This is a genomic window from Carboxylicivirga mesophila (assembly GCF_018271975.1).
In the GTDB taxonomy this organism is placed as follows: Bacteria; Bacteroidota; Bacteroidia; order Bacteroidales; family Marinilabiliaceae; genus Carboxylicivirga; species Carboxylicivirga mesophila.
The window spans coordinates 51,806-77,555 of record NZ_JAGUCN010000022.1 but is presented as its reverse complement, the minus strand read 5'-3'; the positions used below and the strand labels follow the sequence as shown (position 1 = coordinate 77,555).

At 38.1% G+C, this 25,750-nt stretch carries 12 protein-coding genes; 1 reads left to right on the top strand and 11 read right to left on the bottom strand.

Going from position 1 to position 25,750, the window contains the following annotated elements; all coding sequences use genetic code 11:
- Positions 1 to 37: 37 nt before the first annotated feature.
- The 11 genes from KEM09_RS17105 to KEM09_RS17055 all read right to left on the bottom strand — a co-directional run bounded on the left by KEM09_RS17105 (position 38) and on the right by KEM09_RS17055 (position 22,611).
- Positions 38 to 442 carry a hypothetical protein gene (locus KEM09_RS17105; protein WP_212230139.1) on the bottom strand — a complete coding sequence of 135 codons (405 nt, stop codon included), beginning with the start codon at positions 440 to 442 and terminating at the stop codon, positions 38 to 40.
- A gap of 123 nt (positions 443 to 565) precedes the next feature.
- Complete coding sequence (locus tag KEM09_RS17100; protein WP_212230137.1) at positions 566 to 1,363, bottom strand: DUF4984 domain-containing protein; 798 nt, start codon at positions 1,361 to 1,363, stop codon at positions 566 to 568.
- Positions 1,364 to 1,373: 10 nt separating this feature from the next.
- Positions 1,374 to 2,756, bottom strand: coding sequence for a RagB/SusD family nutrient uptake outer membrane protein (locus tag KEM09_RS17095; RefSeq protein ID WP_212230135.1), 1,383 nt, complete (start codon positions 2,754 to 2,756; stop codon positions 1,374 to 1,376).
- Between the two features lie 21 nt (positions 2,757 to 2,777).
- Positions 2,778 to 5,780, bottom strand: a complete 3,003-nt coding sequence (locus tag KEM09_RS17090; RefSeq protein ID WP_212230133.1) for a SusC/RagA family TonB-linked outer membrane protein — start codon at positions 5,778 to 5,780, stop codon at positions 2,778 to 2,780.
- Positions 5,781 to 6,262: 482 nt separating this feature from the next.
- Positions 6,263 to 7,075: a hypothetical protein gene (locus tag KEM09_RS17085; RefSeq protein WP_212230131.1), complete on the bottom strand. Its 813-nt coding sequence runs from the start codon at positions 7,073 to 7,075 to the stop codon at positions 6,263 to 6,265.
- 23 nt (positions 7,076 to 7,098) lie between these two features.
- Positions 7,099 to 8,568: a SusD/RagB family nutrient-binding outer membrane lipoprotein gene (locus KEM09_RS17080; RefSeq protein ID WP_244825082.1), complete on the bottom strand. Its 1,470-nt coding sequence runs from the start codon at positions 8,566 to 8,568 to the stop codon at positions 7,099 to 7,101.
- A 10-nt stretch (positions 8,569 to 8,578) separates the two neighbouring features.
- The gene (locus KEM09_RS17075; RefSeq protein WP_212230129.1) at positions 8,579 to 11,755 is read right to left on the bottom strand and encodes a SusC/RagA family TonB-linked outer membrane protein; all 3,177 of its coding nucleotides are present in this window, start codon (positions 11,753 to 11,755) and stop codon (positions 8,579 to 8,581) included.
- A 1,067-nt stretch (positions 11,756 to 12,822) separates the two neighbouring features.
- Positions 12,823 to 14,469 (bottom strand): RagB/SusD family nutrient uptake outer membrane protein, encoded by a 1,647-nt coding sequence (locus KEM09_RS17070; RefSeq protein ID WP_212230127.1) that lies wholly within the window; start codon positions 14,467 to 14,469, stop codon positions 12,823 to 12,825.
- 31 nt (positions 14,470 to 14,500) lie between these two features.
- Complete coding sequence (locus tag KEM09_RS17065; RefSeq protein WP_212230125.1) at positions 14,501 to 17,629, bottom strand: SusC/RagA family TonB-linked outer membrane protein; 3,129 nt, start codon at positions 17,627 to 17,629, stop codon at positions 14,501 to 14,503.
- A gap of 312 nt (positions 17,630 to 17,941) precedes the next feature.
- Positions 17,942 to 19,456, bottom strand: coding sequence for a RagB/SusD family nutrient uptake outer membrane protein (locus KEM09_RS17060; RefSeq protein WP_212230123.1), 1,515 nt, complete (start codon positions 19,454 to 19,456; stop codon positions 17,942 to 17,944).
- 11 nt (positions 19,457 to 19,467) lie between these two features.
- A complete protein-coding gene (locus tag KEM09_RS17055; RefSeq protein WP_212230121.1) occupies positions 19,468 to 22,611 on the bottom strand; it encodes a SusC/RagA family TonB-linked outer membrane protein in 3,144 nt (1,047 codons plus the stop codon).
- A 548-nt stretch (positions 22,612 to 23,159) separates the two neighbouring features.
- Here KEM09_RS17055 and mutS point away from each other — a divergent pair.
- On the top strand, positions 23,160 to 25,742 hold the full coding sequence (mutS, locus tag KEM09_RS17050; protein WP_244825080.1) for a DNA mismatch repair protein MutS: 2,583 nt from the start codon (positions 23,160 to 23,162) through the stop codon (positions 25,740 to 25,742).
- The last annotated feature ends 8 nt before the right edge of the window (positions 25,743 to 25,750 follow it).

Sequence of the window (25,750 nt, the reverse complement as noted above, 5' to 3'; positions counted from 1 at the left end):
TAAAGATTTAAGTATGGATTTAGTTCTTGCCAGTCTATTACTTAACATTGTAGACCTTCTCTCCAGTCTTCACATTGATGTAATAGACAGCCATTTTCTTATTTTGCTCACGATCAATTGATTGTACCTCAGGCTTGGTTTTAATCATTACAAAAGTGTTGTTATGCCAGTCTACGGAACCACCACGAATTTGTTCGCTAAAAATAAGTTGCTTCTTCTCGACATTATAGATTCCGTAACTTAATGCACTTGTGGGTAAGTTTAGCACGGATTCTTTCATTGTAGTAGCCAATGCATAATCACCTTTGGCATTGTAACGAATTGTACTTGACTCTCCGAAAGCTTCTTTTACAATGGCTTCAAATCCATTTTCACTGGTCTGCCGGGCACAATTACAGCCTATTAGCAAAACCATCATAGTGGTAACACAAATAAATTTCATAGATGTAAGGTTATAACATTTAGAGGGTAAATGTAGAAAATAGTAGATTAATTAGAGTTTATTTTTTACAAAAAAAAGAGACTGTCGTCTTTGACAGTCTCTTTCTATTAAATAGCTTTAATCTTACTGCATAATAATAATACCTGATTTAGCTCCATATGAACCTAAATTTGGATTATAATGTTCCACCGTATAATTAATAGTTTTAGCACAGGCCGAGAAAGTACCATTACCCTTAACATAGAAGTCAAGTTCATAATAAGAACTATACCAACCAACCTGTTCATCAATAGTCACAACAAAGTTTGCTGGGTCAGAATCATCAAATTTAATAACAATATCATTCCCATTAGAGAACATATTCTTAACTTTAACAGATGTATCATCTACTTTCTCTAATGTAGCTGCATAATAGTTTTCATCTTCAAACCACCATATATCCTGGTGTGCCGCATCACCAACAAAGGCATCAATATTGAAAGGACAAAACTGATATAGTAATAAATCATACGTATTCTTAAAATCGGCTATTTCTCCGTCACTAACTGACACTATTTCGAGCTTTAATAGATCCCCATCCGGAGAAGCTTCTGCATAATTGCCATTAATGATTAGTTTTCCGAATACTTCACCCGCAGGAATTGTTACTTTAAGATCTGCAGTATATACTCCACCTTCAACAGCGGTAGTACCATCTTCAACCACACCAAGAGTTACAACTCTTTCTTTGGAGGATACAGTAGTACTTCCAACTAAAATTTCAAATTTTTGATTATCCTGATCTTGAATATAGAATGCACCGTCAGTCTCTTTAAAATGAGCTAAATCTGGGCCATTGTATAATGCCTTTTCTTTCTCACAAGAACTTACTAAAATGATAAGCCCAAGCGTTAAAATTGAAAATATAATATTTCTCATCATCTTACTCTAATTAATTAGTATAACCTGGATTTGGATCCATATTCTCATTAGCGAAAATTTCTGATTGAGGTATTGGGAACACAAAGTGATAATCACCTGCAGGTAAATTTTTACCAGATGCCAGTTCAGTATCTTCTTCAATACGATCAACGCCTAAATTCCATCTACGAAGATCATAGAAACGGTGTCCTTCATAAGCCAGTTCTTTTCTTCTTTCGGCCATTAACACATCCATTGCAGCAGTAGCATTTGTAAATGGATCTGTAATCTCAATACCTCCTCGTTTAGTAATAATCTCATTTAGGTCAGCTCTGGCCTTTTCTAGATTATCTGCACCACCCTCGCTAATATAAGCTTCTGCTCGAATAAGGTACATTTCAGATACTCTAAAAACCTTATAATCGTTTGTATTCTTCGCCTCATCAGGCCGCCCAATGTGCTTAACAACAATATCAAACCCATCATCATCTTTACCAAAATAAGCCACTGCACGAACATCTGTGTCGTCAAACTGATTTTGCAAATCATAACTTGGATGAAAAAAGATATCATCATTGGTTGTTCTATTATAGATACTTCCTAAACCACCAGCTGTTCTTAAAAGCTTAAAAATGACTTCAACATCATCATCATTAGCATCTTTCCATACATCTGTAATTTGACTACTATTCGCTAAAACGAAATCTCCTCCAATAGCTGCAGAAGCTGCACTGATTGCATTTGTCCAGTTGCCTTGATATAAAGCAACTCTTGCCTTTAAAGCATTAATAGCAGTGAGATTCGCCCTACCTTTAACCATGTAATCACTTGGAATTAATGTGGCTGCCAGATCTAAATCAGAAAGAACTTCAGTGTAAAATTCACTTTGTGGTAAGCGTGCTGGATTTGAAATAGTAGATTCTTTCATATAAGGAAGCCCCAAAGGATCATCCGCCTTATAGTTATTACAAAAGATCCTAGCCATATCAAAATGAGCAAATGCTCTTAAGAAATACAATTCACCTTTCAATTGTTTTACCAACGCATCATTCTCATCAAAATTAGATAATCCCTGAAGAACACGATTTGCTCTATCGGCAGTATGGTATCCTACAGTCATCGCAGTCGAAAATTCTCCATCGCCTGAAGTATATGTCCAATTATGAGCTTGAACCCCTTGACCAGTATTTTGAGCTGACAATCGAAGGTCATCACTAGCCAAATCTGAAAGCTCAACTTGCGTGTATATGCTTAATTGAGAATATACACCCAGCACGGCTTTCTCTGTTCCCTCAATTGTTTCAAAAACCTTATTACCATCTACTTCATCAGTAGGGAAAAGTTCTAACTTATCTTCGCAACTAAATAAAGATATGCAAAAGACAAATAATATTATATAGTTTATGATTTTCATAATATTCCTCTTTTAAGTTAATTAAAATGAGATATCAACACCCATTGTAACAATTCGCGATGCAGGATATTCATAAGTAGCAATATTATTGCTATCCTCTGGATCAAATCCTGTGAAGCTAGTCCATGTGAACAAGTTTTGCCCTTGGGCATAAAGACGAACTTTTTCTATAAACTTAGTTTTCCGTAATAGGTCTGATGGCAAATTATATGAAATCGTTAAGTTTCTCCATCTTAGATATGAAGCATCTTCAATATCCTTAGAAGAAAACTCACGCTCAGTTCCTAACCTCTGAATTTCTGTTATATCTCCTGGCTGTTGCCAGATATTTAACATCTCGCTTGATAAATTAAATTGAGTAAAGTTTGGGTTTTCCTGGAAGAACGTTTGGTTATTAAAACGAGCGAAGTCATTCGCAAAAGTAAATTGCGTACTCAACTCTATACCTTTCCAAGAAACACTTGCATTAAAACCTCCAATTAATGGTGGCTCAGATGTACCAAATGCAGTTACTGCATCATCTTCTGAATATTTTTCGGTTACAGCACCATCCTTGGTATAATAAAGAGGATTACCTGTCAATGGATCTACACCAGCCCACTTCACAATGTAGTGAGTACCATAAGGAAGTCCCTCTTTAATAATTGAAGTTCCTTGTTCAAACTCTGAAACCTGACCTAAATCGAGGATTTCGTTATCGTTATAAGAAAGGTTACCTCCAACTGAAACAACTAAATCTCCAGCTCGAATAATATCAGCGTTTAATAATAATTCAATACCGCGATTTCGCATCTTACCTGCATTGACATCTTTGGAATTGCCAATAATACCTGCAGTATGACTCACTGTTTGTGTAATAAACAGATCCGATGTAATGTCATTGTAAAAATCGATAGAGCCACTAATTCGGTTCCTGAATAAATTATAATCTATTCCAGCATTGAACTTTTGACCGATCTCCCACTTAATACTTGGGTCACCTGTTCTGGCCAAACCTATGGTTTGAACACCACCATATGAACCTGGAGCCCACGTTGTCAAGTGCTCATAATCAGCAATCCCCTGCTGATTACCAGTTGTTCCATAACTTACTCTTAATTTTAAATTATCAATCCAATTAGCATTGCTTAAAAATGCTTCTTCACTTAGAGTCCATATTGCTCCTAATGAGTACAAATAAGCATATTGATTATCTGTACCGAAAGCACTAGAACCATCCCTTCTTATACTAGCAGTTAAAGCATAACGTCCAGCATAGTTATAATTAAATATACTGAATAAAGAATATAAGGCCCTCTTTGTTTTACCACCTCGAACTTGAGGAATCATATTATTCTCATTAGTCCCTGGAGTAATTGCTGCTGGTGTTTTAGGCAGCAGTGGATCTAACCCATAACCAGTAAAACCCCATTCTACATAATCTCTTTCGTTAAATTCAACACCAAGAAGACCGCCAAAAGTATGGTCTCCAACGACCTTCTTATAGTCTAAAGTATTAGTCCAGGTGTGCTCAAAGCGTTGCTCGTAATCATATGCGATAGCACCTTTGTTACCCCTAGTCACACTTTCACCTGCTCTCGAGTTCGGATCAGTCCAATCTTCATAGGTCGTATTACGATAGTCAATACCATACTGAGTCTTAAAGGTAAGATCCGAGATGATATCCCACTCAACTGAAAGAGCACCAACACCCTTTAATTCTTGTTTATCATCAGAAGACTTTAATAAGCGTTCCAAAGCGTTTGCTCCTGTCTTACCACTTCCAACAGGTATGTTTCCATCTTCGTCATAAGGGACCTCATAAGGATTAGCTAAATACGCGGCAGCAAAAGGGTTAGCTAATGCAATACCTCCTTCTGATTCAATTCTAGAAGATTTTGAATGCCCCAAAGATGTTTTAATCCCAACTCGGATCTTGTCGCTAATCTTATGATCCACATTTAATCTTCCAATTGTTCTATCAAGATCTGAGCGAAGTGCTTGGCCTTCTTGATAAAAGTTTTGTAATGCAAAGTAGAAAGTTGTTTTTTCACTACCACCCGACATATTCACTTCATGACTATTAGTGCGTCCAGTTCTTGTAAAAACGTCATCCCATTTGGTATTAATACCTCTTAAACGATTTAATTCAGCAGCATTGGCAGCTAATTCTTCTGGAGTTAAATCAGCATTGTCAGGATTAGATGGACTTAATCTCCATCCTTCCCCTCTTTTGGCTAGTTCTTCAAACCATAACTTCTCTTCAGAATTCATCATATCAAACTTCTCGCGGGTTTTAGAAGACCAACCTGTTTGATAACGATAGGTAACTTTGGTTTTTCCTTTTCTACCTTGCTTGGTTGTAACCAGTATAACACCGTTAGAGGCACGAGAACCATAAATAGAAGTCGCTGAAGCATCCTTAAGAACACTGATAGTCTCAAAGTCGTTTGTGTTTAAAGTAGCAAAAACTCCTCCTTCAATAGGCACACCATCAACAACATATAAAGGCTCATTGGAACCTGTTATTGATGCATTACCCCTAATACGAACTTTTGTATTATCTGTACCAGGCTGACCTGAACCACTCCCGATGTAAAGGCCAGAGGTCTTTCCTTGCAATGCCTGATCAAATGTAGCCATAGGCACCTGCTCAAGCTCCTCAGCTCCAACAGTAGTAATTGCTCCTTTAAGACCAACTTTGCCTTTGGTACCATATGCCGTAACTACAACCTCTCCAACATCAACAGCATCACTCTGCATAACTGCATTAATTGTAGTCTGCCCTGTATAAGCGATCTCCTGCGTTGACATTCCAACAAAAGAGAAAACAATGGCAGTTGAATTATTCGGAACAGCAAGGGTATACTTACCGTCAGGCATTGTTACGGTACCAATGGTTGTTCCTTTTACAAATACTGAAACACCGGGGATTGGACTTCCATCCGCCGCGTCAGTCACTATACCAGTTACATTAGTAGTTTGCGCAATCACCTGCAAACCAAACATAACCATAAACGAAAGTGCAATTAGTACTTTCTTCATAGACTAAAGGTTTAAATTAATAAATAGGACAATTTTTGTTTTAATTGCGTCAAAAATAACACAATGAATTCAATTTTTAAAATTTTTTAACAGTGCAGAATGCCTTAGGTTGGTGGCGCCACAGCTAATTAAACCATTTTGCAATAAGACACAAACAAGTTACTAATCATTTGAATGTAATTTTACACTTTTGCTTTCAAATTGATTTTAACTTTTTTTAATTTTTTATTGCATTATTCCATTTTTTGAACACATCAATTAACACCTACCATAATATCTAATCTTATTGCATGAGCAATTTATATAGTTAGACTCTTATTTGTACAATATCGCATAATCCATAACGACACAAGTTACTTATCACCCTTTACTTCACGCATACACCCAATAAAAAACTGATACTGGAAGAAAAATATTGCAAAAAAGGGGTTCTATATTAGAACCCCTTTTATCTTCATATTAAAAGAAAGCAGAACAGCTACTTACTTTTTAACAAAAACATAATCTGAATATGTACCAAAAGAGCCTTGATCAACCGTAATTGTAAAACTCATCATGAAGGTAGACGAACAAGTATTTAAACTACCTGGAGCACTTGATTGATATGAAAAGTTATCATACCCCCAAGCACTTGTTGCCAGTGTAGCCTTTGGAGCAATAACGCTATAATCAAGTGGATTTACTTCAAAAATCAGTGGCCCCTGATCTTCATTCAACCCATCCATTGCTGCCAATCCAAAGACTTCAAATTTATATGGCTCACCATCAACTTGTGTAAACGTTACGACACCAGCTGAACCCCAGCTTGAAGAACTCACATCATAATCACCAACAAGATTTGTTGGATCATAAGCACAAGCAACAAGTGGATTTATCGCTGTGTTTGAACGATAAAATTCGTTGTTAACCTCTGTCAAAACTTCAATATTAACAACATCTCCTCCTTTTATATCAGCAAGACCAATTCCTAAGGCATCTGCTACATCAGATAATTTAACTGTAATATCAGCAGGAAAAGTAGTATAATCACCAACATCGACGCGTTCAGACTGGCCATTTAATGAGATTTGCAGCTTAGCACCAGCAACCCCAGAGGCACCTTCCGGTAGGCCAACAGTAAACTTAACAAAGGTGTTCTCTTTATCACCTTCATCGAAGAAAGCAGCATCAACTTTTTCAATTGTCGCAGCAACACCTAAGCCTCTAGGACCAATGTCAACTTGCGTATCTGTTTCACATCCGACAAAAAGCAGGGACATGAATGCAACTATACATATGTTATATATAAACTTCATTACAATTCTGTTTTTAGTTACTACTATTTTGAGCCACCTGCCCACCATACATTATCTACAAAAACATCGACATCAGCATATGCATTTTCAATATTTTTATTTGTAGTTACATCACTTGAACCATAAGTATATCTCAATGGAAATTTACTTGCCTCAGGGTGTGAAAGTGAAATTATATCACCTTCTCCTAGTGCTTTTAGGCGACGGATATCACAATAAGCTTGAAAAGCTTCCTCTTCAAACAATGCAATGTATTTCTGAATCATCACCTCTGACAATGGATTGGCATCAAACCTTGGCTTCACTTGATTAGTGAAATAATCTTCTGCGATTTGCTCAACATCATCATCTTCATCAAAAACATATGCAATCTTTTCAAATGATGCGATAATAGCATTTTTTAGAGCCTCTTCTGCTTCTGTGTCCATATCCTTTCTTGCAAATGCTTCCGCCTTAATAAATTCTAATTCGTGGTAACTTATTAAAAACGAAGGTGCATCCTGAGAGGTAACTGCCGAAACTGAAAATAAGTTCTGAACTTGACCAACTTGATCTGGATCACCACTCTTAGCAAATACAATATTATCTTGATCTTCAGCTTCTGGATGTACTTTCCACAAAACATCAGCTCTTGGATCGCTAAGCGCAATTAACTTATCATGAAGACTTTTACTAGCTCCATAATAATCCCTGTCATCAAAGAATGCCTGAAACGGACTTTTACCACCGATAGTATTATAGTCTAACTTACACTCCTCACCTGCGCTAGAAAAACCTGCTTCTGCATTTGCCAATACACCATTCAAATCAGGTTTAACAGCATGTAAACGCAGTTTATATCTCGCCAATAGGGCATTTGCAGTCTTTGCCCAAGAGTCAGCATCACCTCCAAAAATAGGATCTTGCTTATCCAAGGAAGGATATTCTGTTTCTTTAGCTAAATTGGCAACAGCCGCATCTAATAATCCAATGATATCATTATAGATATCCTCTTGCTTATCCAATACAGGATTAAAAATTTGACCTGGCTGTAACGCTTCTGACCATGGCGCATCTCCAACACCATCAGTAAGGGTAGCAAGATTAAATGCTGCAATAGTTTGCGCAATACCTAATGTATGGAAATTGCCGGCTTCACTTCCCTCTTCAGAGCATTTATCAATTATAACTTGTGCATTATACAAATTAGTATACAATGCCTCCCATGTATTATTATAGGTCGCAGCAACCTGAGGACCAGTTGTCCTCACTTCAGCAGTGTAAAACTGATTATAGATACCTACATTGTGCTCGGCATAAACTGACGCATAATAGTTATAATCACCACTAGCCACTCTAAACGAAGTACTTACGATTAAATCAGTAATAATTAAGCTACTACTAACATCTGTTGGGTTGTTAGGATTGACATTAATATCATCCATATCCTCACAGCTTGTAAAAGCAATGAGCACAACAACCAATATTTTCGATAATATATTTTTCATCTTCATCTGCAAAAATTTAGAAAGTTATATCCAACCCAAAGCCATAACTGGTAGTTTGTGGCATTGAAAAACGTTCAAAACCACCTGCCATGTTGTTATTACCTTGCGACGACTCAGGATCGAAGTTCTCCAACGCTGTCCACAACAGCAAGTTACGTGCAAACACATTAACTCCAACCTCCAATGACTTATATATTTTCTTAGGATGCTTATATCTTAACGAAATCTCGCGCAATTTAACGAAGCTATTATCGTGAATATAATGCTCGTCAATATCACCTAATACTGAGGACCATAGAGTTTGATATGCTCCTTCATCACCTTCACCACCTCTTACGATGTCGTTAGGTGTACCGTCTGGTTTAACACCTGGATAAATAAATGTAGAAGTACGATCTTCGGTTCTGGCACTCATACCGTATAGATCAAGTAATCCATTAGACCCTGAATACATTTCACCCCCTTCTTTCCACTCTAAAACTGCAGAAAGTGAGAATGCTTTATAACCAAAGGTTGATGTATGTCCTAAGATAAAATCCGGAGCTACACTACCAATAACTTTATCAGTTCCAACCTTAGGCATACCGTGAGTGGATGTACCAGGCGCATCATTTACTACAATATTACCATTATCATCACGCAAGAATGAAGTACCATAGATAACGGGGAAAGTATCACCAATTCCCGCTCTTACTTGTGGCGTTACATAACCTCCTAAGAAAATACTATTTACACCATCAGCCAACTCATCTACAACATTTTTCATATAAGTGTAGTTAAACTGCATTTCCCAGTAAAAATCATTGATGCGAATAGGGGTTGCATAAATAACAGCTTCATGAACATCTGTAGAAATAGAACCACCGTTAGTAACAAGAGAACTTAAACCGGTTGAACCAGCCAAAGGTACAGGGAAGATTTGATCTTTTACATTTTGCTTAGAGAATGTATAGTCAACGCCCAATCTGTTGTTAAAGAATTTCAATTCAAGACCAAATTCATAAGATTGTGTATTCTGAGGCTTTAAGTTCGGATCATATAAAGTAGAGTTAGGTGCAAAAGAACTTGTACCGTTTCCTAAAGGATAAACAATTGGCTCATTGTTCCACCAACTACCTCCATAAGTTGGCTTAGCATAGTAATCCTGAATATAACGTCCGGCTTGACCAACTTCAGCATAAGAACCTCTAATCTTTGCAAAGGACAACCATGGCAATCCCTTAAGTGCATCTAATTCAGAAGCTACAAAACCTAGACCTACCGATGGATAAAAGAATGAACGATTGGCAGATGGCATTGTTGATACTACATCGTTACGCCCCGTTACAGTAAGAAATAGCATTGAACGATAAGATAAATTTGCACTACCGAAATAACCTATAGTGCGATCCCTCCATTGGGTCTCATTCAATGATTGAGTCACTGTATTATTAATATGATTCCATCCGCCATTATTAAAATCAAGACCTCCCTGACTGTAAGTTTTCTCATCAGTGTGGTTCACCTCGTTACCTACTGTTAGGTTTAAATTAAAATCTTCTCCAAAATTCCAATCTAAATTAGCTGTCAAAAGACTGTTGTAGTTGGTGCTTGTTACACCATAATTATCAATCTTACCAGAGCCACCCTTAGAACCAAAGCCAAAAATATCTTGATAATGCGTGGTATATGTATCTGCCCCTAGTTGGTATTTAATGACAAGATTTGCACCACCACCAAGGCTAGCATTATAACTTACATTTGCATTTCCAAAAAAGCGCTCCGTCTTTTCGTTGAATGTATTGTTTTTTTCCACCCAATATGGATTATCAAAGGTTAACCCACGATAATAAATCTGTTCGAAAGGCGAACCTGGCACGTGGTAAGGAATTCCTGTAAGATCGTATGAAGCAGGTGCTGCATAAACTCCAGCGAGAGAGGCATCATTACCAGCACTTAATTTATCAATGTCAAGCTTCACATAGTTTGCACTAAACCCAACTTTGAAATTATCATTTAAATCTTTATTGGCATTGGCGCGAGCATTCCACCTTTCCATCCCAGTATTTGGTGCAATACCAGTTTGATCAGTATTACCCATACTAACAGCGAAGTTACCTCCTCCTTCAATATTTTGCGTTACACTTATATTAGTAGTAGAAGTATAACCTGTTCCAAAATATGAATCGTAATTATTATAAGCAGCTGGCTTAACCCAAGGATCCATCCCTGCCTTTTCAAGCTGCGGAACTCTGTAAAGTCCATCTTTACCATCTACACCATTACCTCCATAATTTGGGTCGTTTGGCAGATCCGTAATTTTTGGTCCCCAAGACATCGATGTGTTAGGATTAAAAACACCACCAGAACCCTGAGCATATGTTTGCTGAAAATCTGGCGTTCTAGACACTTGATCAAAGCTTGAAGTATGAGAAATATTCACGATAGGCTTACCAGCCTTAGCTCCTGCCCCGCTCTTTGTTGTAATAATAACGACACCATTAGAAGCCCTAATGCCATACAAAGCGGCTGCCGCTTGGCCTTTTAAGATGTTGATACTTTCAATATCTGCCGGGTTGATATCAACAGCACGGTTAGAAATATCAGAACCAGTAACACTATTCCCTGTACTAAATGGAGCAGTAGAGGCAATTGGCTGCCCATCTACAACATATAGTGGCGTATTATTACCAGTAAAAGAGCGAGCTCCCCGAATTTGAATTTGCGAAGAAGCACCGGGCATACCAGATGAAGGCTTAATATCTACACCTGCAACTTTACCTTGCATCGATGTCATAACATTGGAGTTACCTGTTCTGGTTAACGATTCACTGCTTACATCCTGAACAGCATACCCAAGAGCCTTACGCTCTCTTTTAATACCTAAAGCAGTAACAACTACTTCATCAACATCGACAGCTTCACTTTGAAGACTAACATTAATTGTTGTTTGTCCAGTAAAGGCCAATTCTTGCGTAGTCATGCCAACAAATGAAAAAACTAATGTAGTTGCATCATTTGGAACAGCAAGATTAAAAGTACCATCAGGCATAGTAACTGTACCAATGGTTGTTCCTTTTACAAAGACTGATACACCTGGTATGGGAAATCCATCCCCAGCATCAGTCACAGTACCGGTTACATTTGTCGTTTGCGCATAAATCTGCAAACTAAACGCAACCATTAACGAAAGTGCAATTAGTACTTTCTTCATAGACTAAAGGTTTAAATTAATAAATAGGACAATTTTTTATTTAGTTGAATCCAAAAGTAACAAATACTCTGCTATTTTAAAATTTTTTAACATAGTATTTTACTGACAAATATCATACTTACACCTTCCCCTTACACTTTGAAGTCTTAATCAAAGTCACAGTAACATCATAAGACGCCTATCGACCATTTCTCTTACATATTCCATTTATCATTTTTTAACATCCCCTCCATGCAAGTACACTTTTTAACTTTATCTTCCTACAAAGCATGACTTTTATCTTTCTTTTTCATCGCAAAACAATTGAAACTCTTAACTCATGCGTTAATGACCAATAAAAACCAATACCACTAAACAAACTAACTTTGCACTCGAATAATCACATGATAAAAAAGCGCCTGCTCGTGATGAAGAGCAATAAAGTACAAGGCCCGATCGAACGACCGGGCCTTGCTGGAAAAAATAACCAATACTTATCCTATTTAAGCATTAGCTTCATAATAATTAGCCATTCTTTAATAGCTATCATTATCTCTTATTAATATATCAAATAATAATTTGATTATTACGCCATTAGAGTGTGACAAAATATATCAAGTCACGAACTTTCAGAGTATGAATATACATATTAATTTTAACTTTCATAATAACTTGTCATTACTCAAATTTCGAAAACGATAAATGACAACGAGTAAACAATACATTTAAAAGACCAGGTTAAATCCAAAGACAAAACCAAATAAATCAGCACAAACGCCTATATCCTTCATCACCAAAGAGCTCTTCTTGAAACTGTTAATAATAAACTTAGGAATATCTAACACATAAATATACCAAACATAGGTGTTTCAATAATTTTCTATCAAGCCTAGTAATCGAACTCACTGCATATCATTTTCTTCTAAAGATTACATCAATCAGCCTTAATACAATTGATAAATCGCGTATAAATAAAAATACTGATTAGGTCGAAATCACGTTAATTACCTGCCTATATACAAAAAAAGCTGCCCTTTACTTATAAGGACAGCTTTTCTTATCTATTCACAGATTAATTAAAACATTGTTTAATTTTGATCCTCAGGACCTAAGTTTGGATTCGCATCAATTTCTTCTTGAGGAATTTTAAATATCCACTCATCATTAACTGATGGCCTAGCTTGTTGAAATCCGCTTTGGTACAAATCAGCAGATGCACCAGAACCACCATTTGCAGCATGGTCAATTCCCTCATCCCAACGAATCTTATCTGTATAAAGGAATCCTTCTCCCCATAATTCTAATGCTCTCTGGAATTTAATGTGTTCTATTAATTTTTCTTTAGTATCGTATATAGTAACATCATAGGCATTATCACGTTCTTCGCCTAAAGGTTTTAACGCATTTTGTGCAGCACTAATATTGTCTAACATAGCTTCTGCCTCTGCTTCGATCAAATACATTTCAGAAGAACGCATTAAAATAATATCATCCGGATCTGTAGTTCCAGGAGCTTTATTTCTCATTTTTACATGCATATATGGATGCGTATTATGGCTGGAAGTCCATCCATACACACTGGCAAGCCTGTCAATTTCAGCCTCAAACTCTTCTTCTGTAGTGTATATTGGGTTTGTATTATTTTCCCAACCACCCTCACCATTCGACGCAGATAAGTTTGAATTTGGAGCATCTTTTAAGAACTGGTCTTTTCTATAATCTGTATCAGGAATTTGAGCGTATAATCTCTTATCCATAATTTTAGGATTATTACGCACCTGACTACCATTAAATGTATTACTCATTAAATAAAAGTAAGAACGAAAATAAGTAGTTTCTGTAGAAATTACATTACTCCCCCAAATAACCTCAGGCAGAAGTGTTGTATTAAATCCAGATTTCCAATCATCTTCGTCCATTATAGGGTAATTTTCACGTGCTAACTTAGCTGCATCTGCAGCTGTTCTCCAATCCCCCATATTTAATGCAATACGAGCTTTCAAGCCATACGCAACATCAATGTTTAGTTGAGATTTGTCAAAAGCATTACCAGTTGGCCTTGGAGTTGCACCTTTAAAATAATCTATAGCTGTATTAACATCTGACATACATTGGTCATATATAACCTCAACTGTTGATCTGGGCTCACTGGTAAAGGGAGCTTCAGAAGAAAATAACAACGGCACACCGGGATCTGAAGCTGGGTTACCAACTAAATACCCTTTTGCATAGTGCTGAACCAAAGAAAGGTAGGCATACGCTCTGTAAGTATACGCTTGTCCGATGATTTCTTTCATTTTTGCATCCTCAGGAATCGTTCCTTCAGCAGCTTTATTAATAATGGCATTAGCACTTGCGATTATATGATAACGCTGATACCACAACTGCTTAGTTGTTCTGGATGTTTCCAGATTATGGGAAATCCATCTGGTTTCGTCTTGCCAACCTAGATTATTTGCCGGAGCACTGTGTATTAGTCCTCCTGCTAAATTATCTCCCATTGGCACCCAATAATGATTACCGGATCTATAACTATCTCCGCCAGAAAGCAGAGTTTGTGGCTGGACATATAGTAAACGATGCAATCCGTTAAGGATTAGCGCCATATTTTCTGCAGATGCTAATGCATCATTGGAAGAAATAGCATCTGTTGGTTTTGTTTCCAGAAAATCATCGCTACACGATGTTATTGCAATAGCTACTATCACAAATAACACAATTATCTTTTTAAACATAGTTATTATGTTTTAATTATTTGCTTATTATTTAAAAGGAAACATTTAATCCTATCGAAATTATTCTTGATGGCCTAAAGTCATCACCATCAGTTGTTCCCGACAAGTTATATTGAGGATCGAGCCCGTCTCTCTTACTTTTTAGAAATAAATTCTCTCCAGTAAGTGATAATCTTAAATCATCAACACCTAATCTATCAGTAATAGAACTGTTAAAAGTATAGCCAATATTAATATTTTTCAATGTCCAGAATGACGCATCTGTTAAAAACCTGGAAGATTGCGACTGTACTAAATCAACATTTCCATTTTCCATCCTAGGCACACTAGTTACATCGTCCGGGTTACGCCAAGCATTAAGAATGTCCGGATGAAGTGAACTACCATAACGTCCACTGTGCATCATAGCCGCATATCCATAGTCTAAATATTTACCTCCAATACCAAAAGTCATTAACACATTTAAGTCAAATCCTTTAAAACTAAAATAATTAGATACTGAACCTAACAAATCAGGTATAGCAGAGTCTCCAGTGTATGCTCGTTCAGTTGCCTCCCAATCATTTGTTGTTTCCTGATTGCCATTCGCATCTAAAACAGGTACACTTTCACCATCTTCATTAATTTCATACATCCAGAACAGTTGATCTCCGTTACTAGGATCTACGCCCGCAGTTTGAAGGATATAGAAGTCATAGACTGATCTTCCTTCTGCCCACCTTTTTGAACCATCTATGAAAGGATCAGGAATACTCGTTATTTCATTTTTAAAGGTCGAAGCCTGTAAGGTCATATCCCACTTAAATCCACCCTTATTAATGAGATGTCCGGTTAAACCAAATTCAATTCCCGAATTGGACATATCGGCAATATTCGATGGCACAGTATTTAAACCATTACTTAAGGGTATAGGCAAATCATAAAGCAGATCCGTTGATGTTTTCTTATAATATTCAATAGTACCATCAAGAAGGTTATTGAATAACACAAACTCTAAAGCGATGTCAAAACTACCAACTGTTTCCCATTGCAGCTCAGAATTACCTATTTCTGACCAATAAATAGCAGGGTTACCTGCGTTTGATGTCAAACCATATCTTGGCTGAGACAGGAAGAAATCACCCAAATTATCATTACCTACCTGACCATACGAACCACGTAGTTTCAAATGGTTAACCCAATTCACAGATTGCATGAAGTTTTCTTGATCTATCCTCCATGATGCACCAACAGAGTAAAAATTACCCCATCTTGATTCTTTATCAAAAACCGATGAACCGTCTCTTCTTACTGATGCACTAATATAATATTTACCATTATAATTATAGTTTGCCCTAAAGAAGTAACCTTCAATAGTTTTTTCAGTAGTAGCTCCACCTAAACCAATTGGCTCTGCAAAATTATCAAACTCATAGATACCTGTGGCAACCTGCTTAATGGCTGAACCGTCAAAACCGGAAAAGATTCTTTGATAGCTTTCATGCCCTGCAGTTAGTTCTACACTGTGAACATCATTAAAGTATTTTTTAAATGATAAAACCTGATTGAAGTTTTCAACATCTCTCCGATACCGCTCTTCTCCATATCTTCCGGTTGGTTGTGCATCACCAATAATGTGATTCTCATATTCTTTAACAAGACCTTCATTGATATCCCTACTGTATGTTACTCTAAAATTAAGACCTTCAATAATTTCAGCATCGGCAAAGAACCTAAGCCCGTATGTATTATTTTTTTGTCTTTCATCGTTTAACAGTAACTCCTGAAGTGCATGACGTCCTTGGTATATTGGCCTTGAACCAATGTTGTATTCAGAATACCCTTCACCTGCATCAAAGACAGGCTTTCCGCCGGCATCAAGCACTAAGTTTCCATCTAAGTCATTTACATACACTGGATAAATCGAGCCTATGTTTTTTGCAAATCCGAAAGGATTGGCAATACTACCTTCTCCTGCGGAAGTAGGCCCGGCAGATTCCGAAATAGTGATATTTCCACTACCACCAAGCTTTAACCAATCTGTAGCCTCAAACTCAGCATTTAAACGTGAAGTAATACGATTAAAATTGGTGGTGACCACGTAGCCTTCTTCATCCAAGTAAGAAGCGGAGAAAAATACTTTATGCTTGTCGCCGCCACCACCGACATTAACATTGTAGTTTGTTCTCACTCCGGTCTGTTCCATTGCATCATACCAGTCCAGACTTTTATAAATTATCCTTGCACCTGGGTTTAACTTTCCGTCAGTCCCAACAATCTGATTGTTAGCTACATTAAAAGGATTATAGCCTAAGTTATTGTAAATATTTGCAGAAGCATAGGCAGGATCTCCACCTCCTGCACTTGAATTCTTTAAAGCTTCCCACATTGTTTCATAATATTGACCCGGAGAAACTTCATCATAATTTGAAATAGCTCTGCTAACCACACCAACCTGAGCAGATACAGACGTTCTTATTGCTCCTTTAGTACCACTTTTAGTAGTAATCATTACAACACCATTTGCCGCCCGCGATCCATACAATGCAGTCGAAGAGGCATCTTTAAGAATAGTAAATGACTCAATATCATCCTGACTAATCGTATTTAAGGAACCCTCATACTGCACACCATCCACAATATATAATGGATCTGTACTACCATTTAGTGTTCCTACACCGCGAATGACAATATCAGGTGAAGAACCCGGTTGCCCTGATGCAGAAGTAAATTGTATCCCTGTTGCTCTACCCTCAATAGCTGCAATTGGAGAGGTCACATTTCGAGATGATAATTCTTCCGCTCCCACAACGGCAGCAGAACCAGTAAACGCTTCCTTGGTTGTTGTTCCAAAGGCAGTCACTATAACCTCCTCCAATCCTAGGGCATCTGACTCTAAAACCACATTAATTGTGGCCTGCCCGGTGAATGCAACCTCTTGAGTTGTCATTCCTACAAACGAGAATACAATAGTTGCTGCGTCATTTGGAACGGAGAGCGTGAAAGTACCATCGGGCAAAGTAATTGTACCAATGGTTGTTCCTTTAACAAATACAGATACGCCAGGGATAGGAGTTCCGTCGGCTGCATCTGTAACAGTTCCGGTAACATTAGTATTTTGAGCTAATGCCTGTAAACCCACCAGAACTATAAACGAAAGTGCAAATAGTACTTTCTTCATAGATAAAAGGTTTAAATTAATAAATAGGATAATTACTCGTTATTTTTTCCGAATACAATATAACACTATTTGCTTTATTTTAAAACTTTTTAACTTTTGATGCGTATGGAACTATTCCATATCTCCTACATAATATTATTTTATAGCCCTATATAATACACTGACAAAAATCAGTTTTTGCGATTACCACTGGCACATACAAGCTTTTCAAAGCCACTTATAACAACCTTAATATTAACAGTATCCGACATATGCAGTCATAAAAAAAGGCAGCTAACAGCTGCCTTTTTAATCAATTTAGGTTTCCCCCTTCTATTTGTTTGGCTCAATTAAACCATTAACATCCGTTTCTAACATTGGAATTGGGAACATAAAATGACTATCGCCAGCTGGCAGTGTCACAATTCGAGCCAATCCCTCATTAAGGTTGTCAGCACTTCGATCCAAACCTATTTTTAATCGCTTTATATCAAACCAACGGCGGCCTTCACCCCATAATTCGATTTGACGATGTAACAAAATCTCATTTAATAAATCATCGCCTGTATTAGTTGATTTAGCATAGTCGGCATCACGAGTGGACATTAAATCAAACAACACGGTTTGTGCAACACCATTATTACCCAAACGGGCTTCACACTCAGCCTCAATCAGATAAGCTTCAGCCACACGCTGCTGCACCAAATCACCCAGGAAGTTACCAGATGAAACAAACTTATATTGATAATAAATTACCTTATCAACTTCCTCAGTATCCTTTCCATTCTCATCTTTTTTGTAGTAAGTAACTGGCTTAAACACCTGCTTACGAACGTCACTATCAAGAATTTTATCGTATAGCTTCTGACTAACCTGCTTATAATTACCAAGCGAACCACCATACCCGTTTTGATTAGGATCCATATGAGAATAGAACGATGGATAGATTGGATTATCATCTACATTAACTGCAAATCCCCACATCCATTCAGGATTCTTTGTTGAGTTAAAACCGGCAGTATACTCCGAGGCCGACATTAAGCCATAGTCCTTACCAGTGCGAGCTGCATGCGCCATATCACGCGCTGTATTCCAATCCTCCATTTGCAAGGCAATACGCGCATAAATTGCGCGAGCTCCATATACATCAATATGAGAATCGTGACCGTAAGAGTGCTCATTCTTTGGAGTCGCTTTCTCCAATAACTCAACACCTAATTTGATATCAGCTACAATTTGATCATAAACCTGCTGAACAGTTGAGGCTGCAACGCCTTCAGTAGTTTGCGACAAGTAGATTGGAACAGCTGCTTCTCCCTCACTCCCCTTATAGGTTTGCTGATAGAGGTTAACCAAATAGAAGTATGAAAAAGCGCGCAAAGTGTAAGCCTGACCTAACACATAGTTAATTTCTGCATCTTCACCTTCAAATGCATCCTTGTTATCCAGTATCCCGTTAACATTATTAATAATGTCATAGTAGAAATTCCATAGCATATGCGTTCTACTGTAATCACTGCGCTCGGTATACAGGTAGTTATAATCTGAACTATAAAAATAGGCGATGGTCATAGGCATATCATCACCCATTACATCAAGCATAATCTGAATAGCTGGTTGCCCAAAATCATCATGACGACCACCTGAGCGTCCATAGGTATTATAACTATACATGTAACGATAGATACCATTCAATACAGATACACCACCTTCAGTTGAAGTAAATACTTCAGAACTACTAACGCTATCCGTTGGCTGCTTATCCAAAAAGGTATCGGAACAGCTTTGAGTAGCTACAACACTAACAAAAGCTATTATGAAGCCTATATATTTAATTACTTTATTCATTTCAATACATTTTAAAGGTTAACATTTAAGCCAACTGAAATAGTACGCATAGGAGAGTACACTACTTCACTATTAATTCCATCGAGGTTTTGGTAAGGCACCAATCCCTGACGCTTCGACCATAAATGCAGATTATCTCCTTGCACATAGAAGCGTGCGCTTTGAATATTCAATTTTGACAACCAGGTTCTTGGAAGCGTATAACCCAAAGTCACACTGCGCAGATTCAAATAATCTGACTTAATTAAATAACGTGAAGAAACAGTTGTAAGCGCATTCCACTCCAAACGAGGCTGTGTTCCTGTTGGATTTTCAGGACTCCAAGAATCCAGAACATCAGGATGCCACGCTCCACCTGAAGCACTTGGCGACATCAAGCCTGCATACTGACTATCATAAGCATATCCACCAAACTGGTAAGCAAATGCAATAGCTAAATCAAAACCTTTGTAATTTACTTCAGTATCAAATCCTCCGTAAATATCAGGCAGCGCACTTTTATTTAAATACTTGCGATTGGCATTACTAGGGTTATCAGTCGTCTCAACTTCTCCCGTTGGATTTCCTTCAGCGTCAAATACATCTGCATAAAACAACTCTTTACCTGTCTTTTGATCAACTCCTGCGTAATCGTACATGTAGTACTCATACATATCATGACCTTCAGACCATTTAAAAGTGGTACCTACAATAACATCATCAGGCAAAGATGTAACCTCATTTGTAACATGAGTAGCATTCAGATTAAACACCCAACTTAAATGGTCGTTGCGGATAATATCAGTACTGATTTCGAATTCAATACCATTATTTACCATACTGGCAGAGTTCTCATAGCGTCCTTTGTAACCAACAGACAATGGGAATTGACGATAGTACAACTGATCATCCTTATTTGAACGGAAGAAGTCAAGTGCTACGCGCGTGCTGTTAAATACACCCAATTCAACACCCACATCAAGTGTTTTATTACTTTCCCAGGTTACATCATCGTTTCCATACTCACCGGCAAATAGTCCAGGCTGCCCGTTATTAGGGTAAGAATTATAGGTTGACTGATAAGCATAATACTGAGCATCTCCATTTGTTTTCAATAAACGATCATTACCAGTCTCACCATAGCTTACCTTAAGCTTTAGATTATCTAACCAGTCTGCTCCAACCAGGAAGTCCTCTTCAGACATACGCCAGGCTCCGCTAACTCCCCAGAAATTACCCCAACGATTATCAGGATGGAAGCGCGACGAACCATCAGCTCTGAAGCTGAATTCTGCAAAATATTTACTCTTGTAGTCATAAGCGAAGCGCGATAAATATGACTCCAACGAATACTCATCCTGGTATGATCCAGAATTCTCATTAACAGCGGCCAAATCTAATTCAATAGCATCAGGCGTTGGAAATCCGGTTCTGGTAGCGGTCATTTGGTTAAAGCGACGAGTAAAATTCTCATGCCCAACTAAAGCAGATACTTTATGATCTCCAAATTGCTTTGTATAAGCAACGCGCTTTGACCAGGTAACGTTGAACGAACGATATCCATATTTTGATGTACGACCTTTGTAGTTGGCTGCATCACCATAAAGTGCATTTTGATGACGGGTATAGTGACGTGCGTAATAGTTAACACCCAAAGCAGAAGTGAAAGTAAAATCTTTCAGAAACTTAATGTCAACATTCAGCTGTGGATTGATAAAGTCAACAAGTGCTTCACGCGAATCCAAATCTGTAGTAGCAATAACATTTGAGTTAGCAGGTACAGAAGCTGGGCGCGATGGTAAGCCATAAAGGCCATTTCCGAAATCATAGATTTTGTTACCATCTGTATCTGTTACATATCCACCTTTACCATCCATCACATAGATAGGATAGATAGGACCAATACCCTGAATATAGCTAAATGGGTTAGAAACTGAACTACCAGCTGTCAAGGTATTTTGCTTAGATGTACCAAAATCAGCATTGAAGTTCAACTTCAACCAATCAGTTACCTCATTGGTTACATTTGCTTTAGCAGAGTAACGCTCAAACTCACCATTATTGATGATACCTTCATCGTTGAGGTAACCAAAGCCAAGGTAATAGGTAATCTTATCAGAACCACCATTAAAACCAACGTTTATTTCAGAACGTTTCCCGTTATGCAGCAGCGCATCCTCCCAATCAGGACGATAAAGAATATTCGCATTTGGATTGAATGTTCCATCAGCTAAAACTACTTCTTCGTTTGCTACATCAGTAATGTTATAGCGTACTGTTTCTTTAATAAAATTACTAGAGGCATGCCCGTTAATTACCTCATCGCTATAGCCATCGTACTTTGGATTAAAACGGAAGGAGTTTCTGTAACTTTCCCAACTCTTCTGGTAAAAGTCTTCAATACCAATTTTATCGTAATCGGCTACAGCTCTCGAGTTAACACCATGACGAACATTTACGTTAACTTTGGTTTTACCCGATTTACCTTTCTTTGTGGTAATCATCACCACACCGTTTGCAGCACGCGAACCATAAAGAGCTGTTGATGCCGCATCCTTAAGTATGGTAATATTCTCAATATCCGAAGGATTTATTGAGTTTAGGTAACCACTGTAAGGCACTCCATCTACAACATAAAGCGGATCGCTCGAACCATTCAAAGAACCAATTCCACGAACACGAATAGTTGCATTAGCACCCGGCTGCCCTGTGGTAGTAACAACCTGCACTCCGGCTGCTTTACCTTGCAAGGCCTGTGAAACGTTAGATGTAGATGTTTTTTCCAACATTTTCTGGCCAACAACAGAGGCAGAACCAGTAAAGGATTCCTTCTTTGTAACACCATAAGCTGTTACAACCACCTCATCAACCGCAATTGCATCGCTTTGCAGCTTAACATTGATTACTTTTTGACCAGCAATAGCTACTTCCTGAGTTGTCATTCCCACAAATGAAAAAACAAGTGTAGTAGCATCTGACGGAACTTCAAGGGTATAATTACCATCCGGCATGGTAATCGTTCCTACAGTAGTTCCTTTTACAAAGACTGACACGCCTGGGATGGGCATTCCATCGCCGGCATCAGTCACTAAACCGGTTATGTTAGTGGTTTGAGCCAATAATGACTGCAAGCCAAGCACAACCATAAACGAAAGCGCAAATAGTACTTTCTTCATAGACTAAAGGTTTTAAAATTAAATACTAGTTGTTTACAAAAAATTGCGGCGCTAAAATAGTATTACTAGTTTTTCAATAGCAATAATGATTCATGATTATAGTCATGCTATTTTTCTTTTACTTTCGATTTGAAAGTTCTATGGCGAATTACTATCCGTAATTTTTTGGGAGCGCAAGTATAACAATTATTCTATAACCCTTATGGGTTCGCGCTTTCATTTATTATATTAACATTTTTTATCTACTTTTACCGCTTAATTAAACATCTGTTTCAAAGGGTTATTTTTTGGTTAATTATCCTTAAATAGCAAGCTATCCGTGTTAATTATTGTTATCACTTTTACTTCCTTACATTTCGAAAGTTCTGCTAAAATTGAAGTCCAATAATTCACCTGATTCGGTTTTTCGATTGAATAATTTTACTTTTGAAACCCAAATTAGCGGCAGGCAACCTTTGTTATATTGCCTCACTCATAACACTAGATTCAAACTTTTAAACACCAACACTTTGGCTAAAACAACAAAAGCTCCGGTTCAAACTCCATTAATGAAACAATACTATAGTATTAAGGATAAATACCCTGATGCTATCCTACTATTCAGAGTTGGAGATTTTTACGAAACTTTTTCAGAGGATGCTATTAAAGCCTCAGAGATACTGGGCATTACCTTAACAAGAAGAGCCAACGGAGCAGCATCCTATGTTGAATTAGCCGGTTTTCCTCATCACGCCTTAGATACCTACTTGCCTAAACTGGTAAGAGCTGGTGAAAGAGTGGCTGTATGCGACCAACTGGAAGACCCCAAAATGACAAAAAAGATTGTCAAGCGTGGTGTTACAGAGCTCGTCACGCCTGGTGTTGCCATCAATGACAATATATTAGAGCACAAAGAGAATAATTTTCTGGCCAGTGTACACATCGATAAAAAAGTAGCTGGTGTAGCCTTTTTGGATATATCAACAGGCGAGTTTCTGACTGCTGAAGGCTCATTTGAGTACATTGAAAAATTACTGACCAATTTTAAACCTAAAGAGGTTCTGTTTGAGAAAGGCAAGCGAAAGGACTTTGAAAGCTATTTTGGTGACAAATACTATACCTATGCTTTTGACGATTGGGCATTTGCCCCTGACTCGGCACACGACCGTCTTTTAAAGCACTTCGAAACCAACTCGTTAAAGGGATTTGGTGTACACAACCTCAGTTATGGCATAACAGCGGCCGGTGCTATACTGCATTACCTCGACCTAACTCAGCACCACAAAGTGCAACACATCACTACACTGAGCAGAATTGATGAAGACAAATATGTGTGGCTCGATAAGTTTACCATACGCAACCTGGAACTCTTCTCTTCATTGAACGAAGGGGGGAAATCACTCACTGAAGTTATTGACTGCACCATTAGCCCAATGGGCTCACGAATGCTTAAACGTTGGATTGCTCTTCCTCTTAAAGATGTCAAGCCAATAGAAGACCGCCTGGGAGTAGTTGAACACTTTTTTAAAGAGCCGGATCTCAAAAGCAACATCACCGAGGAATTACACTCCATTGGTGATTTAGAGCGATTGGTTGCAAAAGTGGCAGCCGGACGCATTACGCCGCGGGAACTCATTCAGCTAAAAACAGCCCTTTTTGCCATTGAGCCTATAAAAGAAAGCTGCCTGAGAAGTACAAACGAGCATTTGCAGCACATAGGTGACCAGCTTAATCCATGCACAACTATCCGTGAACGCATCCATAGAGAGATTGAAGCGGAGCCTCCTACTCTGATAGCCAAGGGAGGCGTTATCCAAACCGGTGTTAATAACGAGCTGGATGACCTGCGCAAAATTGCCTATTCAGGCAAAGATTACCTGGCCAGCTTACAACAGCGCCTAAGTGAAGAAACCAATATCCCCAGCATCAAAATTGCCTTTAATAATGTGTTTGGCTACTATATTGAAGTCAGAAACACGCATAAAGACAAAGTTCCTGCAGAATGGATTCGTAAACAAACCCTGGTGAATGCCGAACGATACATCACTGAGGAACTAAAAGACTACGAATCGAAAATACTGGGTGCCGAAGAAAAGATTCAGGCCATTGAAACAAAACTATACAACGATTTAGTGCTGGCACTTTCTGAATTCATTCCGGCCATTCAGCTAAATGCTGTTCTTCTTGCTAAAATTGATGTATTGATATCTTTTAATAATCTGGCAACAGTATCAAAATATGTTCGGCCAGTCATTAATGATGAACTGGAATTAAGCATCAAGGCAGGCCGACATCCGGTGATTGAAAAACAGTTACCCGCCGGTGAAGAATATGTGCCGAACGATGTTTACCTTGATAACGACAAGCAGCAAATCATTATCATCACAGGACCTAACATGGCGGGTAAATCAGCTCTTCTTCGTCAAACGGCACTTATCACACTATTGGCTCAAATAGGCTGTTATGTGCCAGCTGAGTCGGCCACCATCGGAGTCGTTGATAAAATATTTACACGCGTAGGAGCTTCTGACAACATCAGTTTGGGTGAATCAACATTTATGGTAGAGATGAATGAAGCCGCCAGCATCCTGAATAATCTGACTCCCCGCAGCCTGGTTCTATTTGATGAATTGGGACGAGGCACCAGTACTTATGACGGCATCTCCATTGCCTGGTCTATTGTTGAGTATATTCATGAACATAAGCGCGCCGGAGCTAAAACACTTTTTGCCACTCACTACCATGAGCTCAATGAAATGGAGAAGACTCATAAACGCTGTAAAAACTTTAATGTTTCGGTAAAAGAAGTTGATAATAAGGTGATATTCCTGCGCAAGCTGGTGCCAGGCGGCAGTAACCACAGCTTTGGTATTCATGTGGCTAAAATGGCCGGAATGCCTAAAAGTGTTGTTAACAGGGCCAACGATATATTGGGCGAGTTGGAGAAGTCAAACCGTAAAGGTGAATTAAACAAACCAATGGATGATATCTCCAATAATCGCGAAGGCATGCAGTTAAGTTTCTTCCAATTGGATGATCCTGTTCTGACACAAATACGCGATGAAATACTCACCTTGGATGTAGATAATTTAACCCCTGTTGAGGCCCTGAATAAATTAAATGATATAAAAAGGTGGGTTGGAGGCAAATAGCCTTCAGC

Bases quoted from the DNA above. Each gene is read 5' to 3' on its own strand.
- KEM09_RS17085 (WP_212230131.1), bottom strand. From the start codon at position 7,075: ATGAAGTTTATATATAACATATGTATAGTTGCATTCATGTCCCTGCTT.
- KEM09_RS17060 (WP_212230123.1), bottom strand. From the start codon at position 19,456: ATGAATAAAGTAATTAAATATATAGGCTTCATAATAGCTTTTGTTAGT.
- KEM09_RS17055 (WP_212230121.1), bottom strand. From the start codon at position 22,611: ATGAAGAAAGTACTATTTGCGCTTTCGTTTATGGTTGTGCTTGGCTTG.
- KEM09_RS17105 (WP_212230139.1), bottom strand. From the start codon at position 442: ATGAAATTTATTTGTGTTACCACTATGATGGTTTTGCTAATAGGCTGT.
- KEM09_RS17080 (WP_244825082.1), bottom strand. From the start codon at position 8,568: ATGAAGATGAAAAATATATTATCGAAAATATTGGTTGTTGTGCTCATT.
- mutS (WP_244825080.1), top strand. From the start codon at position 23,160: ATGAAACAATACTATAGTATTAAGGATAAATACCCTGATGCTATCCTA.
- KEM09_RS17065 (WP_212230125.1), bottom strand. From the start codon at position 17,629: ATGAAGAAAGTACTATTTGCACTTTCGTTTATAGTTCTGGTGGGTTTA.
- KEM09_RS17100 (WP_212230137.1), bottom strand. From the start codon at position 1,363: ATGATGAGAAATATTATATTTTCAATTTTAACGCTTGGGCTTATCATT.
- KEM09_RS17095 (WP_212230135.1), bottom strand. From the start codon at position 2,756: ATGAAAATCATAAACTATATAATATTATTTGTCTTTTGCATATCTTTA.
- KEM09_RS17070 (WP_212230127.1), bottom strand. From the start codon at position 14,469: ATGTTTAAAAAGATAATTGTGTTATTTGTGATAGTAGCTATTGCAATA.
- KEM09_RS17090 (WP_212230133.1), bottom strand. From the start codon at position 5,780: ATGAAGAAAGTACTAATTGCACTTTCGTTTATGGTTATGTTTGGTTTG.
- KEM09_RS17075 (WP_212230129.1), bottom strand. From the start codon at position 11,755: ATGAAGAAAGTACTAATTGCACTTTCGTTAATGGTTGCGTTTAGTTTG.